Here is an 18349-nt window from a genome sequence, read left to right as displayed (position 1 = left end):
CCGCACTTTGGGGTGAATTTGAAAACGGAGTGGGCGGATTAGCCCACTCAAATTAAGAAAATTATTGTTGTTTTTGAATACGGGCGTGCGCATCATCCAACGCCGCTTTCACTGTTTGACGACCGGTTACCGCATTGTTGATTGCGGATTTTTCCGCATACCAGAAAGAAGTCATCTGCGGAATATTCGGCATGATTTCACCGTTTTTCGCATTTTCCATGGTCGCCGCAATACGCGGATCCGCCGCCAGTTTTTCCTGATAAGATTTTAACGCTACCGCACCTAAAGGTTTATCTTTATTTACCGTATCCAAACCTTCATCGGTTAACAAATAGTTTTCCAGGAATTCTTTCGCCAAATCTTTGTTCGGGCTTGCACTGTTCACACCGGCGCTTAATACGCCCACGAACGGTTTAGACGCCTGACCGTTTAAAGTAGGTAATACCGCTACGCCGTATTTTACGCCGCTTTTATCAATATTACCCCAAGACCAAGGACCGTTAATGGTTAATGCGGTTTGACCTTTATTAAAAGAAGCTTCCGCCACGGCATAGTCCATATCCGCGCTGATATTTTTGTTTTTCACCATATCAACTACAAATTGTAAGGCTTTCACCGCGCCTTCGTTGTTCACACCGATGTCTTTTACGTCATATTTGCCGTCCTTGTATTTGAAGGCGTAAGCGCCGTTAGATGCGGCCACCGGCCAGGTGAAATAAGGTTCGGAAAGATTCCACATAATGGCGTTTTTGCCTTCTTTTTTGAGCTTTTTGTCTAACTCAAGAATTTCTTCCCAGGATTTTGGCGCTTCTTTTACTAAGTCTTTGTTATATATTAAAGAAATGGCTTCAATAGCAACCGGATAACCGATAATTTTACCGTTGTAGGTTTCCGCATCCCAGGCGAAATCAACGAATTTATCTTTAAATTCTTTGCTTACGCTGACTTCCGTCAATAAACCGGCTTGTGCATAACCGCCAAAACGGTCGTGCGCCCAAAACATAATATCCGGGCCGTCACCGGTTGAAGCGACCTGGGCGAATTTTTCTTCTAATCTGTCCGGATGTTCCACTAACACCTGTACACCCGTATCTTTTTCGAATTTTTTACCGACTTCCGCAAGACCGTTATAGCCTTTATCGCCGTTAATCCAGATAACAAGTTTACCTTCCGTCATTTTAGCCATGACGGAAGTGGAAAGAACTAAACCTGCAATCGCGGTTAAAGTGAGTTTGACGCATTTATTTTTCATAAATTAAGCTCCTTGAGGTGAAAGAACAGAAATGAGAGGAAATTCATTTCTCTGAGTTATGGCAAATTATGGGCAATTATTTCTATTTGAGATCACCCTCTGTCCTACGCCCCCCCAATTAAAAGTATGATCTAACTAACACTTTTGTCGTTTTTGTGATCATTCTCACAAAAAATTGACATGAAAAACCGATCTGGATCACAAAATTCATTTTATTTTCCTGAATTGTGTCTTTTTTGAGCGAATGAGAACATTTTTGTTCTAATCCTTAAAAAAATCGCTTTGGGATGATTTCTTCTTTAAGTAAAAAGGCGACTATTTAGCCCAAAATCAGACCACAAGCAAAATAAGAGGTTTTAATTATGGCGAATGTATCGTTACGCAACGTGGGTAAATCTTATGGCGACGTTCATATTTCTAAAGATATTAATTTAGAAATTAATGAAGGCGAATTTGTTGTTTTCGTCGGTCCGTCAGGCTGTGGAAAATCAACCCTATTGCGTATGATTGCAGGTCTCGAAGATATTACCACAGGCGAACTGTATATTGGCGAGAAATTAATGAATGACGTCGAGCCTTCCAAACGCGGTATCGGTATGGTGTTCCAATCTTACGCGCTTTACCCCCATTTGGACGTAGCGGACAATATGTCTTTCGGTTTGAAATTGGCGGGCGTGAAAAAAAACGAGCGGGATCAACGGGTCAACCAGGTAGCGGAAATCCTGCAACTTGCCCATTTACTGGATCGCAAACCGAAAGCGCTTTCCGGCGGTCAACGCCAACGTGTGGCGATAGGCCGCACCCTTGTTTCCCAGCCCGAAGTATTCTTATTGGACGAACCGCTTTCTAATCTTGATGCCGCATTGCGCGTACAAATGCGGGTAGAAATTTCTAAATTACATAAAAAATTAAACCGCACCATGATCTATGTAACTCACGACCAAGTGGAAGCGATGACTCTCGCTGATAAAATTGTGGTGTTAAACGCGGGCGGTGTTGCTCAGGTAGGCAAACCTTTAGAGCTTTATCATTATCCGGCAAATCGTTTTGTAGCCGGATTTATCGGTTCTCCGAAAATGAATTTTCTGCCGGTGAAAGTCACCGCAGTGGAAGAGAACCAAGTCAAAATTGAATTGCCGGATGCAAATCATCACAACTTCTGGATTCCTGTTTCCGGCGAAGGGGTAAATATAGGGGAAAATTTATCTTTGGGTATTCGCCCCGAGCATTTAGTACCGGCAGAACAAGCGCAAGTTAGTTTAAGGGGCATTGTGCAAGTAGTGGAATTGTTAGGTAACGAAACCCAGATTCATTTAGAAATTCCGGAAATTAAACAACCGTCTTTTATTTATCGCCAAAACGACGTGATACTAGTTAATGAAGGCGATGAAATGAACATCGGTATTGTGCCGGAGCGTTGTCATCTGTTTAAAGAAGACGGCACAGCCTGCCAACGTTTATTTGTGGAAAAAGGCGTATAAACGCAATCTATTCATTTTTATTTACTGATTTTAGGGCAAGGCTGTATCGCCCGATCAATTAATAATTAACCTAAGTTAGACTAAAATATAAGAGAGGTCTTATTATGAAAAAAACACTTCTAGCAGTTGCAATCGGCGGTGCGATGTTTGCAACAAGTGCGGCGGCGGTAGATTTCCACGGTTATGCCCGTTCCGGTATCGGTTGGACATCCGGTGGCGGTGAACAAACAGCTCTTCAAGTGAATGGCGGCGGTTCTAAATACCGTTTAGGTAACGAAGCGGAAACCTATACGGAATTCAAATTAGGTCAGGAGCTTTTCAAAGACGGCGAAAAATCCATTTATTTGGATACCAACGTTGCGTATTCCGTAAACCAACAAGTTGACTGGGAAGCGACAGATCCTGCATTACGTGAAATTAACGTTCAGTTCAAAAACTTCTTAGATTCTTTACCTGGCGCGACATTATGGGCGGGTAAACGCTTCTACCAACGTCATGACGTGCATATGAACGACTTCTACTACTGGGATATTTCTGGTCCGGGTGCAGGGGTTGAAAATATTGATTTAGGGTTCGGTAAATTATCTTTAGCGGTAACTCGTAATACTGAACCTGAAGGTGCTTACGGTTGGCGCTACGATACAACAACCAAAACTTGGGTATCAAATAAAGATGATAAGAAAGACGTTTACAATGATGTTATTGATGTGCGTTTAGCAGATCTTAAAGTCAGTGAAAACGGTAGTTTGGAAATCGGTTTTGATTACGGTAATTCACACACTAAAAATCATGCTTCCCGTGTAGAAGGTGCAAGTAAAAATGGTTATATGGTAACTGTTGAACACACTCAAGGTAACTTCTTCGGTGGCTTCAATAAATTTACTGCTCAATATGCGACAGACTCTATGACATCTTGGAATACTGGTCACTCACAAGGCGGTTCAGCAAGCAATAAAGGTGATATGATTCGTTTAATCAACCAAGGTGTGGTTGCGGCAAGCGATAAAGTCGAAGTTATGTATGCGTTGATTTACGAGAAAACAGACTTAGATAATAATCAAGGTAAAACTTGGTACTCCGCCGGCGTTCGCCCAATGTATAAATGGAATAAAACTATGAGTACATTGCTTGAAGTAGGTTATGACCGTATTAAAGAACAATCATCAGGCAAGAAAAATGACTTAGCTAAAGTAACGCTTGCACAACAATGGCAAGCGGGCGACAGCATTTGGGCGCGTCCTGCAATCCGTGTGTTCGGTACTTACGGCCACTGGAACGATAAATTCAACATTGCTAACCGTACTGATGCCGGTTACAAAGCAAAAGATGCTGAATTTATTGCCGGTGTACAATTCGAAGCATGGTGGTAGAATCCGCTTAATGAGGATAGTTACCGTAGGGTGGGCTTGCCAGCCCACCGTTTAAGCTGCGGTTACGATTTAAATATTTGATTTACTGTAATATTTTTCGACGTTTTTTTAGAGGTTAATATGAAAAAAACACTAATTTCAACCGCACTTTTATTGGCTAATATGTTTGTTGTTTTGCCCGGTATCGCAAATAGTTCGGCAGGTACGCCCGTTCATATTAACTCAACGGCATTAGCGCAAATTCAATGGCAAGACGTGCCGTTTTCTCAAACCGTCAAAACAACCTTAACGGAACAACAAAAACAGGCGTTTACCGCACAATTTGCCGGTATTGCAAGCCCGGTGGCGGCTTACCGTATACCTGCTAATCAAGGCACATTGGAAATTGAAATTGAAAGCCCGGTTATAGATCAAACCTTATTCGTACCGACCGCAGTAGTATTGGACGGCAATTTTAATGTAGCGGCGACTTATCCTTCCTCCTCATTTAAATTACAGGAAGAAGGCGGGTTAAAAGGTAACCGTTTAAGCGCGGAACTTAATTTAACTCCCGCTATGAATCAGGATTATATTTACCTGTTGATTTACACTACCCAACAGGATTTAGCTAAAACCACAATGATGCCGCACCCGGCCAAATTATATGCCAAAGCAACGAGCAGACAGCCGCCGGCAATTAACGACATTGAAGTGGCACACAGCCTAAACGGGCAAGTTCAAATTAATGTATCAAGTGCAAACGGCACTAAATTTATAGGCTTACCGACAGAAATTTTCAGTTCTAACAAGGCTTCCACTCCGGTAGGCAAACCGGCGGCTTCGCCGGCAACCGCCGCGCAAAATCCAAATGCCGTAGTTACCGCCGTGGATAAAGATACCGAAGCCTATTTCAATCAAGCGGTAACCAAAGCGCTGAAAGCGAAAGACGTAAACAAAGCGCTGAATTTAGTTAACGAGGCGGAAAAACTAGGACTAAAATCACCTCGCCAAATTTTCTTAAAAAATGTGAATTCTAATTGATCCTCTAATTGTCTTTTTCATATTGGTATTATCTTCGCCACCGTTTATTTTGCGGTGGCTTTTTTCTTGTTAAGTTTTATACTGAAATCCGATTATTATTAGAGTCTGTTTATAAAAGATAAACAGCTCCCAAATACAGGAATAATAAATTGATAGACTTACACAATATTCGTAATGAATACAGCCAACAGGCGTTATCGGAAAAACAATGCGATGACGACCCGTTAAAGCAGCTGGAAAAATGGTTAAATGAAGCCATTCAGGCGAAAGTAAACGAACCTACGGCAATGAATGTGGCAACAGTCGGAGAAAACGGCAAGCCAAGCAGCCGGGTGGTTTTGTTAAAAGAAGTTAATGAGCGGGGATTGGTTTTTTTCACCAATTATCACAGCCATAAGGGGCGGGATTTGGCGGTAAATCCCTTTGCCGCGGTGAATTTGTTTTGGGCGGAATTACAGCGCCAGGTCAGGATAGAAGGGCGAGTAGAGCTGATTTCCCCGCAGGCTTCCGACGAATATTTCGCCAGCCGGCCTTATACAAGCCGAATCGGTGCATGGGCAAGCGAACAGAGTGCGGTTATTTCCGGTAAAAATTCATTGCTGACCAAAGCCGCCTTGATCGCGGCAAAACATCCGTTGCAGGTTCCCCGTCCGCCTCATTGGGGCGGTTATATTGTGATCCCCGAATTAATCGAGTTTTGGCAGGGGCGTCCAAGCCGTTTGCATGATCGCATTCGTTATCGTTTAGAAAAGGGCGAATGGGTCCGGGAACGTCTATCTCCTTAGACATAACAAATAGGAATCGCAAAATTTTCCAGAATCCCGTTCTACAAACCAGCGGTAAATGGTAAACTACCGACAATTTTTTAATTTAAAAAAATAATAGGAATCCAATTATAATGCGTACAAGCAAATATCTTTTCTCAACCCTCAAAGAAACCCCGAACGACGCCCAAGTGGTTAGCCATCAATTAATGTTACGTGCGGGTATGATTCGCCCGATGGCTTCAGGTTTGTATAACTGGTTGCCTACCGGGATTCGCGTATTAGAAAAAGTCAAAAATATTATCCGTGAAGAAATGAACAAAAGCGGTGCTATCGAAGTATTAATGCCGGTGGTGCAACCCGCGGAATTATGGCAGGAATCCGGTCGCTGGGAGCAATACGGCCCGGAATTACTGCGTTTTAACGACCGTGGCAATCGTGATTTCGTATTAGGCCCGACCCATGAAGAGGTGATTACGGATTTGGTACGCCGCGAAGTGAGTTCATACAAACAACTGCCGTTAAATTTATACCAAATTCAAACCAAGTTCCGCGATGAGGTGCGCCCTCGTTTCGGCGTTATGCGTTCGCGGGAATTTATTATGAAAGATGCCTATTCTTTCCACACCACTAAAGAATCCTTGCAAGAAACCTATGATGTAATGTATCAGACTTATAGCAATATTTTTACCCGTTTAGGTTTGGATTTCCGTGCGGTTCAGGCGGATACCGGTTCAATCGGCGGTTCAGCTTCTCATGAATTTCAGGTATTGGCTTCCAGTGGCGAAGATGATGTGGTGTTCTCAACGGAATCCGATTATGCGGCGAATATTGAACTCGCCGAAGCCATCGCGGTGGGCGAACGCGCGCAGCCCGGCGCCGCAATGCAGTTGGTAGATACGCCGAATGCGAAAACCATTGCGGAGTTAGTGGAGCAATTTAATTTACCGATTGAAAAAACGGTGAAAACCTTAATCGTTAAAGGCGCAACGGAAGAGCAGCCTTTAGTGGCGTTAATCATTCGCGGCGACCACGATTTGAATGAAATCAAAGCGGAAAAATTACCGGAAGTGGCGTCCCCGTTTGAATTTGCCGATGAAGCGGACATTAAAGCCCAAATCGGTGCGGGCGTGGGCTCGTTAGGCCCGGTCAATCTGAATATTCCCGTTATTATTGACCGTTCGGTAGCGCTTATGAGCGATTTCGGCGCCGGTGCGAATATTGACGGTAAGCATTATTTCAACATTAACTGGGAACGTGATGTAGCCTTGCCTAAGATCGCGGATTTACGTAATGTGGTTGAGGGCGATCCAAGTCCGGACGGCAAAGGCACGTTACTAATTAAACGCGGTATTGAAGTGGGGCATATTTTCCAATTAGGTCAGAAATATTCGGAAGCGATGAATGCCACTGTACAAGGCGAAGACGGCAAACCGCTGGTGATGACTATGGGTTGTTACGGTATCGGGGTAACCCGCGTGGTGGCGTCGGCGATTGAACAACATCATGACGAGCGCGGTATTATTTGGCCAAGTGATGCCATTGCGCCGTTTACCGTGGCGATTGTGCCGATGAATATGCACAAATCGGAAAGCGTTCAGGATTATGCGGAAGAGCTTTATCAAACCTTGCTTGCCCAAGGCGTAGAAGTTATTTTTGATGATCGCAAAGAACGCCCGGGCGTGATGTTTGCGGATATGGAATTAATCGGTGTGCCGCACATGGTGATTATCGGCGAGAAAAATCTGGAGAACGGCGAAATCGAATATAAAAACCGCCGCACGAGTGAAAAACAGATGATTGCCAAAGATCAATTGCTGGATTTTTTAAAAGCGAACGTAAACGTTTAATGTATCCCGGCATAAAAGTGCGGTGAAAATTTTGCAAATTTCGACCGCACTTTTAGTTAAATCAATAAGGAGTAAATTATGATCGCAGTTTATGCAATAGCAAAAGTGAAAGCGGATAAAATTACCGCATTTGAAGATGTGGTTAAAGAATTAGTGGCGAAATCCCGCGGGGATCAGGGCTGTATATCTTATGCCTGCGGCCTGGTTCAGGGTAAAGAAAATACTTATACCTTTATTGAACAATGGCAGTCTATGGAAGATTTGAAACTTCATACGCAACAGCCGCATTTTATTGAAGCCGGTGCAAAATTTGCGGATATTTTATCTGCCGAATTAGAAATTAATGTGGTGGATTATCTTGCTTAAAAGTGCGGTAAATTTTTATGAAGAAAAAGGCTTGAACAATATTCAAGCCTTTTGTTTTGGTATTCAACTTAAAATTAGTCGTTTGCGTTGAATTCGTCCAAGCCGTCGCCTACAACACCTGATAATGTGTAAACGCGTTTAGTGGCAGAGATACGGGAACGGTATTTGTTCCAGGTTTTTTCGAAAAATGTTGCGGCAGGGCGTTCACCACGGCAGAAAGAAACAAATAATTCTTCTTCATCGGTTACAGGCGCACGTTCACCGGAATCTAATGCTTTAAACGCTTGACCGTATTGTTCAAGAGCTTGCGATTCTTTAATTGTGTAGTCACCGTGACGTGCAAAACCTCGTGGGTAATTTTTGTCGTCGAAGAAACGACGTTCAACGCTAAAACTTTCAGCCATAATATCCTCTCTGTCTGTACTTTAAAAAAGTGGCAGGCATTAAACCACTTTTTTGCCTTTTTGCAAATAATTATTTGCTTAATAATTCATTTACCGTGTCAACATAGTCTTGTACGAAATTATCATGGGATAATCCTTCCATATTGATATGGAATTTATTATTCACATAAAAATCCGGTACGCCGCGGACTTTAAATTGTTCGGCAAGATTAGTTTGTTTATTGACTAACGCAGTCACTGCGAAACTGTTAATGCTGCCGTCGAATTGTTCTGCGGTAACGCCGTTATCAATGAAAATTTGGCGAATGTCGTCCATAGAACGAAGACTATTAGCTTGAGCGGCTTTGAATAATGGCGCTCTTATTTTATCTTCAGCGCCGATTGCCATGGCTAACGCCCAGGCTCTGGTTAGGTTTTCACCCTGGCTGCCTAAGAAATTAACATGATATTGTTTGAATGAGGCATTTGCAGGAATGGCTTGCTTGATTTTTTCCGGAATTTTGTATTGCATTTCAAAGGAATAACAATGCGGGCAGTAGAAGGAGAAAAATTCAACCACTTCAGGTTGTGCGGAATGTTCTAATGCCAATACTTCATATTGTTTGCCTTCGGTTAAATCCGTCGCCTGCACTTGGAAAGTCACGGTGGCTAAGGCTGTAAAACAAGCCAGAAACAATTTTTTCATACGATAGATCCTTAAAATAAAACGAAAATTATTTGATAATGCCACGCGCTTTTAAAATGGCGGTTTTAAAGTCTTCTTCATAATCTTTTTTAATGCCCGGAATCGGTTCCAGTTTGTCCGTGCCGTGCATTTTCAGATGATAAATAATCACTTCGTCGGATAATTCCGCCAGCGGTTTTTCAAAGCCCGCTTCGTCGGCGATTTTTTGCAGAATCTGAATTAAATTTAAATCCGAATCTTTCGACCAGTAAGGCTGAAGAAGCTCTAAGACTTCATTAAGACGATGACATTTCATAAAGTTTTCCTTATTATCCTAATAAATAAAAAAAGATGGTGCGAATCATACTTGAATTAAGAGCGGTTGACAATTTATGACGATAACAATTAGCGCAGTAATTTTAGCGGGCGGACTCGGTCGACGTATGGGCGGGGTGGATAAAGGCTTGCAATTTTGGCGGGGTAAGCCCTTAATTGAGACCGTTTATCAGCATCTTCACCGTCAAATTGAGCGGATTTCCATTAATGCGAACCGTAACCAGGAAATTTATGCCCGCCTTGGCGTGCCGGTGTTTGGCGATAGACTTGCTGGCTTTCAAGGTCCGTTGAGCGGAATATTAACCGCATTGGAACGGGCGACCAGCGATTATGTGTTATTTGTGCCCTGTGATTGTCCTAATTTTCCGTTGAATTTATTGGAAAAACTAAAAAGTGCGGTGGAATTTTCGCAAATTTCGTTGGCTTATGCCCACGACGGCGAACGCGATCATCCGACTTTTTGTTTGGTTTCTACTCAATTAAAAAACGCATTGGCGGATTATCTCGCCGGCGGAGAACGTCGGATGCTGCAGTTTATGCAAATGCACGGTGCCGTAGCGGTAGATTTTAGTACGGAAAAACAAGGCTTTATTAATATCAATAATTTGGCGGATCTTAATTCGCCATAGTCGCAAAATAAAAAGCGCTACGTTTTTTCTAGAGAAGTTGGGTTAAGCATTATATAATTTCGTCATGATTTTTGATGAGATGAATAAGATGACGACACAAAACAGCCTGCCAATGCTGGGCATTACCGGTTATAGTGGCAGCGGCAAAACAACCCTATTGGAAAAACTAGTGCCGCAACTGACCGGATTGGGTATTCGTGTCGCGGTTATTAAGCATACTCATCATGATGTAAATATTGATAAACCGGGCAAAGACAGTTGGCGTATGAAAGAAGCGGGTGCCAGCCAGGTGATTATGACCTGTGACCGGCGCTGGGCTATTATGACGGAAACCCGACAACCGGTATCGTTAAGCTATTTAGCCGGTCAATTTGACAGCGCATTAACGGATTTAGTGCTGGTGGAAGGCTTTAAGCAGGAACCTATTGCGAAGATTTTGTTACACCGCAAAGGAATGGAAAAAACGTTACCCGAATTAGATGAGTATGTTATAGCCACCGCAACGGATTATCCGCTCGTTCAAAACCTGCCGGATTTAAATATTAATGATGTTCCCGCCGTCGCACGGTTTATTCAACGTTGGTATGAAGAAAAGTGCGGTCAAAAAAACGAAAATTTTGCTAAATAAAGTGAGAAAGTAATTCGGGAAGTATTATGGCAAGTGGTGAAGCAAATTATCGTTCTTTAGCATGGATTGCGGCAAGCGCCTTGTTTATGCAATCTTTGGACGCCACTATATTAAATACGGCATTGCCGACCATTGCCGCGGATCTTCATCATTCTCCCTTAGAAATGCAGTTAGCGGTGATTAGCTATGCGTTGACTGTGGCATTGTTTATTCCTATTAGCGGCTGGGTCGCCGATAAATACGGCACCTTGCGGGTCTTTCGTTTTGCCGTCGGTATGTTTGCGCTGGGTTCTTTAGCCTGTGCGATGTCTTCTTCTTTAATTATGCTGATTTTTTCCCGAGTGTTACAGGGCTTTGGCGGCGCATTAATGATGCCGGTTGCACGACTTTCGATTATTCGCAGCGTGCCGAAACAGGAGTTATTGCCGGTCTGGAATTTAATGGCGACCGCCGGTTTAACCGGTCCTATTCTTGGCCCGATTTTAGGCGGCTGGATCGTGACTTATACCAGTTGGCATTGGATTTTTTTAATTAATATTCCTATGAGTTTGTTGGGTATTTGGCTGGCGAACCGTTACATGCCGAATGTAACGGGCAGTTTGCAAAAACTTGACTGGGCGGGATTTTTCTTTCTGGGCGGCGGTTTAGTCGGCGTAACTTTAGGTTTTGATCTCATCAGCGAAGAATTTATTGCTAAATGGCAGGCTACGGTTATCGTTATTTTAGGGGTGATTTTAATTATTACTTATTGTTTTCATGCCCAAAAACGCGAACGGCTGGCATTGTTGCCTTTATCATTGTTTAAAATCCGTACCTTTCGGGTCGGCATTATGGCGAATATGCTGATTCGCCTTTGCGCTTCGGGTATTCCCTTTCTGTTGCCGTTGATGTATCAGGTGGTTTTTCATTATAGCGCGGATAAAGCGGGGATGTTGATTGCGCCGATTGCGCTGAGTTCGATGTTAGTCAAACCTTTGTGCGGACGTATTTTAACCAAACTCGGATACCGTACTGCGTTAATTAGCGCCTCAATTGTATTAACTCTGTCTATTGCCGTCATGTCATTTTTACACATCGACAGCCCTGTTTGGATATTAATTGTTAACGTGGCGCTTTATGGCGGTTGCATTTCTATTGTGTTTACGGCGGTAAATACATTAACGATTAGCGAGTTAAGCGACCAGGACGCCAGTGCCGGTTCGACGTTTTTAAGTGTTGTACAGCAAGTGGGCATCGGTTTGGGAATTGCGGTTTCCGCTTTGATTTTAAGCCTTTATCGTTATTTTATCGGTGAAAGTGCGGTGCAATTGCAACAAGCTTTCGGCTACACCTATTTAACTTCGGCGAGTTTCGGCGTTTTGTTAGTGCTTGTTCTGAGCGGATTAAAAAAGGAAGACGGTGCGCATTTACATAAGTAATAGTTATAATAAATAATGATTGATTATTTACTTTATGATTGGTTTAGTTTTATCTTAGAACTATCTGTCCCCTGTAAAGAGAGGAAACTCTATGAAATTAACAACTAAATTTACTCTTGCGGCATTGGTATTATCCGCAATCGGCTTTGTTCAAGCGGCGGAAACCACCTTTATAAACTGTACCAGTCGCGCACCTACGGGCTTCAGCCCGGCGCTTGTTATGGACGGTATTTCTTATAACGCCAGTTCTCAGCAGGTTTATAACCGTTTAGTCGAGTTTAAACGCGGCAGCGTAGATATTGAACCGGGATTAGCGGAAAGCTGGGATATCAGCGATGACGGTTTAACTTATACTTTTCATTTGCGTAAAGGCGTTAAATTTCATGCAAATAAAGAATTTACGCCTACCCGTGAATTTAATGCGGACGATGTAATCTTTTCATTCCAACGTCAATTAGATTCGAATCATCCTTATCACAAGGTCTCAAACGGAACTTATCCGTATTTCAATTCAATGAAATTTCCAAGTTTGTTGAAATCTGTGGAAAAACTGAATGATCATCAGGTCAGAATTACCTTAACCCGCAAAGATGCGACCTTTCTTGCCAGCTTAGGGATGGATTTTTTATCTATTTATTCGGCGGAATATGCCGATAAAATGATGCGGGCAGGCAAACCGGAAACTATTGATAATCAGCCGATTGGTACAGGTCCTTTTGTTTTTGCCGGCTATCAGGTGGATAAAGCGGTTCGTTTTGTAGCAAACAAAGACTACTGGAAAGGTAAAGCCGCTATTGACCGTTTGGTTTTCAGCATTACCCCTGATGCGGGTACACGTTATGCTAAATTACAACAAGGCGCCTGTGATTTAGCGGAGTTTCCGAATACCGCGGATATTGAACGCATGAAAGCGGACAAGCGTATTCAAATGCCGTCACAGGAAAGTTTGAATGTGGCCTATATCGCCTTTAATACGGAAAAAGCGCCGTTTGATAATGTAAAAGTGCGCCAGGCATTAAATTATGCGGTGGACAAAAACACTATCCTAAATGCGGTATATCAAGGTGCGGGTATTGCCGCCAAGAATCCGCTGCCGCCGACCATTTGGGGTTATAACGATCAGATTCAGCCTTATGAATATAATCCGGAAAAGGCAAAACAACTTTTAGCGGAAGCCGGTTTCCCGAACGGGTTTGAAACGGAGCTTTGGGTTCAGCCGGTGGTGCGTAATTCAAATCCTAATCCTCGTCGAATGTCTGAATTAGTACAAAGCGATTGGGAAAAAGTCGGCGTAAAAGCCAAATTAGTCAGCTATGAATGGGGCGATTACATTAAACGGGCGAAGGCCGGCGAATTAACCGCGGGAACCTTTGGCTGGTCAGGTGATAACGGCGACCCCGATAATTTTTTATCACCGTTATTAGCCGGCGCTAATGCGGGTAACAGCAACTATGCCCGTTGGAAAAATGCCGAGTTTGACGCTTTGTTGGATAAAGCCATCGGCTTAACGGATAAAGCGCAACGTGCGGCACTTTATAAACAAGCGCAAGTTATCGCGCACGATCAGGCTCCTTGGATCCCAATGGCTCACGCAGTAACTTATGCGCCGTTAAGCGCCCGGGTTCGCGATTTCAAACAAAGCCCGTTCGGTTATACATCCTTCTACGGCGTACGGGTCGAAGATAAGAAATAACCTTCAACTAATAAAAATCCCTGTTAAAAACTGCGGTCAAAATTTTGTGATTTTTGACCGCAGTTTTATTTGATAGAAGTGATGGACTGGCATCCGTTTATAACGAAATAATATTTCGATATTCATCAAAAAATTCCAAAATTTCAACCGCACTTTTTTATTCTTCAACAAAGTGTAATGCGGTTTCCAGAATCTCGATACCGGCGCCCGTTTTATGTGCATTCTCGCTCAAATGCCGGCGCCATTGGCGCGCACCTTTGCAGTTTTGGAATGCGCCGAGCATATGGCGGACAATATGATTTAAATGTACGCCTCGGCTTAATTGGCGTTCAATATAAGGGAACATCTTTTCCACCGCTTCGCGAGGCGTGACGATAGGTGCGTTAAGGTCAAATAACGCCCGATCGATTTGCCCTAACAGGGCGGGGTTCTGATAAGCTTCCCGCCCTACCATCACGCCGTCCACATGAGCTAAATGTGCGGTCATTTCCTCGAGAGTTTTGATACCACCGTTAATGCTGATAGTTAGCTGCGGAAAATCTCGTTTGAGTTGGTAAACTCGTTCATAATTAAGTGGCGGAATTTCACGATTTTCCTTTGGGCTTAAACCCGAAAGCCAGGCTTTACGGGCATGCACGATAAATTCATTGCAGCCTTTGCTATGCACTTTTTGAATGAAATCACAAAAGAATTGGTAACTGTCCAGATTATCAATACCGATCCGGGTTTTCACCGTAACGGGGATTGCTACCTCAGCCTGCATTTTTTCCACACATTCGGCGACCAAATCGGCTTTCGCCATTAAACAGGCGCCGAACATGCCGTTTTGTACGCGATCGGAAGGGCAGCCCACATTTAAATTGATTTCCGTATAACCCCGTTGTTCAGCCAGTTTTGCGCAATGTTGTAATTGTTCCGGATCGCTGCCGCCCAATTGCAAGGCAACGGGATTTTCCGCCGGATCAAATTCCAAATGATCGTATTTGGCATGAATAATTGCCGGTGCGGTCACCATTTCGGTATAAAGTAATGCATGGTGGCTGAATTGGCGATGAAAATAACGGCAGTGACGCGTTGTCCAGTCAAGCATCGGCGCAACGGAAAAGCGTCCTCGATAAAAGTGCGGTTGATTTTGGTTCATTTTTCTACTTTCTTAAATTTGGCTGATTAGGATCTGTCTATAAAAGATAAACAGATTCTAGGGATTCACATCATTGTTTTTCAGTTTGCTTTCTTCCTGAACCCGCTGGCGAAAGCGTGCCGCGCCTAAATGATAAAAGGGTTTCGGATTAATCTGACGTGAAATAAAGCTCGCTACAATACAGCCAATCAATGCCCAAATCAAGACCGGTTGACTGCCGGTCATTTCCATAACCACCACGCTGGCGGTTACGGGGGATTGGGTGGCGCCGGCTAAAAAGCCCGACATACAAAGCAACACCAATAAGCGAGGGTCAATTAAATCACCGGCATAAGCGGCGATTTGCGAACCTATACCGGCGCCGATAGTCAGCGACGGTGTGAAAATACCGCCCGCTATGCCGGTCCAATAAGTGGCGACAGTGGCGGCAAGTTTAGCAATGCCCACCGATTCCGGCTGTAATAATTCTCCGCTTAATGCCTGAGTAACCACATGATAACCGGTTCCGTAGGTTTGCCCTTTTGTATAGGAACCGAGTGCCGCCAACATTAGACCGAGAAGTAAAGCCGTATAAATCGGATGGCGGCGCACCCAACCGCGGATTTTTGCAGGCGAAACGCCGGCGGCGCCTTTCGCTAATAACCGGGCAAAAACGCCGCCGAAAAAACCGCAGATCACACCACATAAAATAACCCATAAATAAATGTATTGTGAGGAATAAGCGCCCTGATATTGCGGAAAATAGGGATTATTTCCTTCAATGGCAACTAAAATAAAACCGGCGGCTAACACACCGAGCAATATCCGACGTTCCCAGCGCAAAACAAAGCCTCTGCCGAGTTCCTCAATTGCGAAAATAACACCCGCCAGCGGCGCGTTAAATGCCGCCGCCAAACCGCCGCCGGCACCCGCCGCTATTAATTCGTTTGCGCTTAATCCTCTAAAGGCAAAATTATGTTTACGGCAAAAATTGCCCCAGGCTAACATAACCGCCGCCCCTACTTGGACGGAAGGCCCTTCGCGCCCGACGGAAGCGCCTATTAGCATGGCTAAAAATGTAAGCGGTATTTTCCATAACGTTTGCCAGAACTCCACCAAACGATTTTTATTCTTACCATGAGGTAAGCTGATAGCTGCAATAACCTGCGGAATTCCGCTGCCGCCAACATAAGGCGTGAATTTTGCCGTAAACCAGCTGAGTGCGGCTAATCCTAAAGGCAGAATAAACCAAACTGCGAGAGGATAGTGAGCGGACCAGCGGGCATTCCATTGCAAGCCGAGATCGGAAAGCTTAGCAAACGCTAACGAAAATAACGCTACCAACGCGGCTCCTGATAATAAGCAGATAAATTCAATACTTTTATGGGAAATGCGGTGAGTTTGGCGCAATTTTTTATGAATAATAAAACCGAGCCGGGTTTTAAAATATTTTAAATTGAACATAAGGTATGACTAAAGTTAATTTTTTGATCATTATACCCGGAATAGGGTAATCCGTTCATCGTTGAAAGCATGATTTTCTTGTGAACTAGATCAAAAAACGAATAAACAGGGTTTGTGATTGCAACTATAAAGCGCATAATTGAAAAGAATTCTTCAAACTTTAAGGAGTTACCATGAAATTAACTAAACTTGCACTAACAATGAGCTTAGGTTTAGGCGTATCTTTTGCTAATGCGGCGGAATTACCTAATATTACGATTTTAGCAACGGGCGGTACAATCGCCGGTAGTGGTGCGACTTCGGTAAGTTCCTCATATAAAGCTGGGCAGTTAACCGTGCAAACCTTAATTGAAGCGGTGCCCGAAATGAAAGATCTCGCCAATATTACCGGTGAACAAGTGGTTAATATCGGTTCGCAGGATATGAGCGATGAGGTGTGGCTGAAACTGGCAAAAACCATTAATGCCAAATGTAACGAAACCGACGGTTTTGTGATTACGCACGGCACGGATACTATGGAAGAAACCGCCTATTTTCTGGATATGACGGTAAAATGTGAAAAACCGGTGGTATTAGTCGGGGCAATGCGTCCGGCAACCGAAAAAAGTGCCGACGGTCCGCTTAATTTATATAATGCCGTTGTGGTGGCGACGGACAAAAAATCCGCAGGGCGCGGCGTGTTAGTAGCGATGAATGATAAGGTTCTGGGTGCCAGAGATGTGACAAAAACAAGCACCACCGCGGTAGAAACGTTTAATTCGCCGAATTTCGGCAGCTTGGGTTATATCCATAACAGCAAAGTGGATTATGAACGTTCGCCGGAAAGTAAACATACGACCGCAACACCGTTTAATGTGGATAATTTAACTGCGTTACCTAAAGTCGGTATTGTTTACGCTTATTCCAATATGCCGACAGAACCGCTGAAAGCATTATTAGATGCGGGATATGAAGGCATTGTAACCGCCGGCGTCGGCAACGGTAATGTGAATCAGGCTAATTCCGCTATCCTGGAAAAAGCGGCGAAAGACGGTGTTGCCGTAGTGCGTTCTTCCCGTGTGCCGACCGGTTATACTACCCGTAACGGCGAAGTGGATGATAACGCCTTAGGGTTTGCCGCATCAGGCACCCTCAACCCGCAAAAAGCCAGAGTGTTATTGCAGCTTGCCTTAACGCAAACCAAGGATATTAAACAAATCCAACAATATTTTGATGATTTCTAAATCGGGCAGATCAACATAAATAAAAATTGTCAAATTCCGACCGCACTTTTGGTTTTAAAAGTGCGGTATTTTTTTGACGATTTTTGCAAAGCGGTAATTTGTCGTTATTATTAAATAAACGCTTGCAATATGTTTACAATTTGAGTAGAATTCGCTGGCTTTACACGTGAAAGCGTGAGAAAGACGTTCAATGTAATCATTTATTGAATGCGTGTTACGATATGTAACACATAACAATGTTCCCGATTTGGGAGCTAAATAGGTCTGCTGCACTTCCCTTTTATTTAAGAAGTTGAAAGGTGATGGTGTCAGTTTTTTATTAGCTAAAAATTATTGGAGCTCTGGTCTAATGCAGAACCAAAGAATCCGTATCCGCTTAAAAGCTTTTGATCATCGTTTGATCGATCAATCTACTGCGGAGATCGTAGAAACAGCTAAACGTACTGGTGCACAAGTTCGTGGTCCAATTCCTTTACCAACTCGTAAAGAACGTTTCACTGTATTGATTTCTCCACACGTGAACAAAGATGCACGTGACCAATATGAAATCCGTACTCACAAACGTTTAGTTGATATCGTTGAGCCAACAGAAAAAACTGTTGATGCATTAATGCGTTTAGATTTAGCTGCCGGCGTTGACGTGCAGATCAGCCTAGGTTAATTAAGA

Annotated in this window: 18 protein-coding genes; 12 read left to right on the top strand and 6 right to left on the bottom strand. The window is 43.5% G+C overall.

Features of this window, described 5'->3' with window-relative positions:
• Positions 1 to 61 precede the first annotated feature (61 nt).
• Positions 62 to 1252, bottom strand: a complete 1191-nt coding sequence (gene malE / locus A4G13_RS07500; RefSeq protein WP_090655501.1) for a maltose/maltodextrin ABC transporter substrate-binding protein MalE — start codon at positions 1250 to 1252, stop codon at positions 62 to 64.
• A 362-nt stretch (positions 1253 to 1614) separates the two neighbouring features.
• Between malE and malK the strand changes: the two genes are divergently transcribed.
• From malK to A4G13_RS07470, 6 genes are all read left to right on the top strand, one after another.
• On the top strand, positions 1615 to 2733 hold the full coding sequence (gene malK / locus A4G13_RS07495) for a maltose/maltodextrin ABC transporter ATP-binding protein MalK (protein ID WP_090655504.1): 1119 nt from the start codon (positions 1615 to 1617) through the stop codon (positions 2731 to 2733).
• A 104-nt stretch (positions 2734 to 2837) separates the two neighbouring features.
• Positions 2838 to 4103 (top strand): maltoporin, encoded by a 1266-nt coding sequence (locus A4G13_RS07490; RefSeq protein ID WP_090655507.1) that lies wholly within the window; start codon positions 2838 to 2840, stop codon positions 4101 to 4103.
• A 120-nt stretch (positions 4104 to 4223) separates the two neighbouring features.
• Entirely contained in the window at positions 4224 to 5123 is a 900-nt protein-coding gene (gene malM / locus A4G13_RS07485) for a maltose operon protein MalM (protein WP_090655510.1), read from the top strand.
• 152 nt (positions 5124 to 5275) lie between these two features.
• Positions 5276 to 5908 carry a pyridoxamine 5'-phosphate oxidase gene (gene pdxH, locus A4G13_RS07480; RefSeq protein WP_090655637.1) on the top strand — a complete coding sequence of 211 codons (633 nt, stop codon included), beginning with the start codon at positions 5276 to 5278 and terminating at the stop codon, positions 5906 to 5908.
• Positions 5909 to 6021: 113 nt separating this feature from the next.
• The gene (gene proS, locus A4G13_RS07475; protein ID WP_090655514.1) at positions 6022 to 7737 is read left to right on the top strand and encodes a proline--tRNA ligase; all 1716 of its coding nucleotides are present in this window, start codon (positions 6022 to 6024) and stop codon (positions 7735 to 7737) included.
• Positions 7738 to 7815: 78 nt separating this feature from the next.
• Positions 7816 to 8103, top strand: a complete 288-nt coding sequence (locus A4G13_RS07470) for a putative quinol monooxygenase (protein ID WP_090655518.1) — start codon at positions 7816 to 7818, stop codon at positions 8101 to 8103.
• 74 nt (positions 8104 to 8177) lie between these two features.
• Here A4G13_RS07470 and A4G13_RS07465 read toward each other — a convergent pair whose 3' ends face one another.
• The 3 genes from A4G13_RS07465 to A4G13_RS07455 all read right to left on the bottom strand — a co-directional run bounded on the left by A4G13_RS07465 (position 8178) and on the right by A4G13_RS07455 (position 9487).
• Complete coding sequence (locus tag A4G13_RS07465) at positions 8178 to 8507, bottom strand: MaoP family protein (RefSeq protein ID WP_011201215.1); 330 nt, start codon at positions 8505 to 8507, stop codon at positions 8178 to 8180.
• A 70-nt stretch (positions 8508 to 8577) separates the two neighbouring features.
• Positions 8578 to 9192 (bottom strand): thiol:disulfide interchange protein DsbA, encoded by a 615-nt coding sequence (gene dsbA, locus A4G13_RS07460; RefSeq protein WP_090655522.1) that lies wholly within the window; start codon positions 9190 to 9192, stop codon positions 8578 to 8580.
• 28 nt (positions 9193 to 9220) lie between these two features.
• Positions 9221 to 9487 (bottom strand): YihD family protein, encoded by a 267-nt coding sequence (locus A4G13_RS07455; protein ID WP_011201213.1) that lies wholly within the window; start codon positions 9485 to 9487, stop codon positions 9221 to 9223.
• Between the two features lie 76 nt (positions 9488 to 9563).
• On the opposite strand from A4G13_RS07455, the gene mobA reads away from it, so the two are divergent.
• The 4 genes from mobA to A4G13_RS07435 all read left to right on the top strand — a co-directional run bounded on the left by mobA (position 9564) and on the right by A4G13_RS07435 (position 13875).
• A complete protein-coding gene (gene mobA, locus A4G13_RS07450) occupies positions 9564 to 10136 on the top strand; it encodes a molybdenum cofactor guanylyltransferase MobA (protein WP_090655526.1) in 573 nt (190 codons plus the stop codon).
• Positions 10137 to 10224: 88 nt separating this feature from the next.
• Positions 10225 to 10764: a molybdopterin-guanine dinucleotide biosynthesis protein MobB gene (gene mobB / locus A4G13_RS07445; RefSeq protein ID WP_226977684.1), complete on the top strand. Its 540-nt coding sequence runs from the start codon at positions 10225 to 10227 to the stop codon at positions 10762 to 10764.
• 26 nt (positions 10765 to 10790) lie between these two features.
• Positions 10791 to 12182 carry a DHA2 family efflux MFS transporter permease subunit gene (locus A4G13_RS07440; protein WP_011201209.1) on the top strand — a complete coding sequence of 464 codons (1392 nt, stop codon included), beginning with the start codon at positions 10791 to 10793 and terminating at the stop codon, positions 12180 to 12182.
• Positions 12183 to 12273: 91 nt separating this feature from the next.
• Complete coding sequence (locus A4G13_RS07435) at positions 12274 to 13875, top strand: ABC transporter substrate-binding protein (protein WP_090655530.1); 1602 nt, start codon at positions 12274 to 12276, stop codon at positions 13873 to 13875.
• Positions 13876 to 14032: 157 nt separating this feature from the next.
• On the opposite strand, the gene dusA is transcribed toward A4G13_RS07435, so the two are convergent.
• Entirely contained in the window at positions 14033 to 15016 is a 984-nt protein-coding gene (gene dusA, locus A4G13_RS07430) for a tRNA dihydrouridine(20/20a) synthase DusA (protein WP_090655536.1), read from the bottom strand.
• Between the two features lie 57 nt (positions 15017 to 15073).
• The gene (locus tag A4G13_RS07425) at positions 15074 to 16459 is read right to left on the bottom strand and encodes a chloride channel protein (protein WP_090655539.1); all 1386 of its coding nucleotides are present in this window, start codon (positions 16457 to 16459) and stop codon (positions 15074 to 15076) included.
• A 173-nt stretch (positions 16460 to 16632) separates the two neighbouring features.
• Between A4G13_RS07425 and ansB the strand changes: the two genes are divergently transcribed.
• The gene (ansB, locus tag A4G13_RS07420; RefSeq protein ID WP_090655544.1) at positions 16633 to 17682 is read left to right on the top strand and encodes an L-asparaginase 2; all 1050 of its coding nucleotides are present in this window, start codon (positions 16633 to 16635) and stop codon (positions 17680 to 17682) included.
• A 349-nt stretch (positions 17683 to 18031) separates the two neighbouring features.
• Positions 18032 to 18343 carry a 30S ribosomal protein S10 gene (rpsJ, locus tag A4G13_RS07415; RefSeq protein ID WP_001181005.1) on the top strand — a complete coding sequence of 104 codons (312 nt, stop codon included), beginning with the start codon at positions 18032 to 18034 and terminating at the stop codon, positions 18341 to 18343.
• The last annotated feature ends 6 nt before the right edge of the window (positions 18344 to 18349 follow it).

Origin of the sequence: Basfia succiniciproducens (genome assembly GCF_011455875.1) — a bacterium.
Classification (GTDB): Bacteria; Pseudomonadota; Gammaproteobacteria; order Enterobacterales; family Pasteurellaceae; genus Basfia; species Basfia succiniciproducens.
Note: the sequence above shows the minus strand (reverse complement) of the source record. Positions and strands in the feature narration are given on the sequence as shown.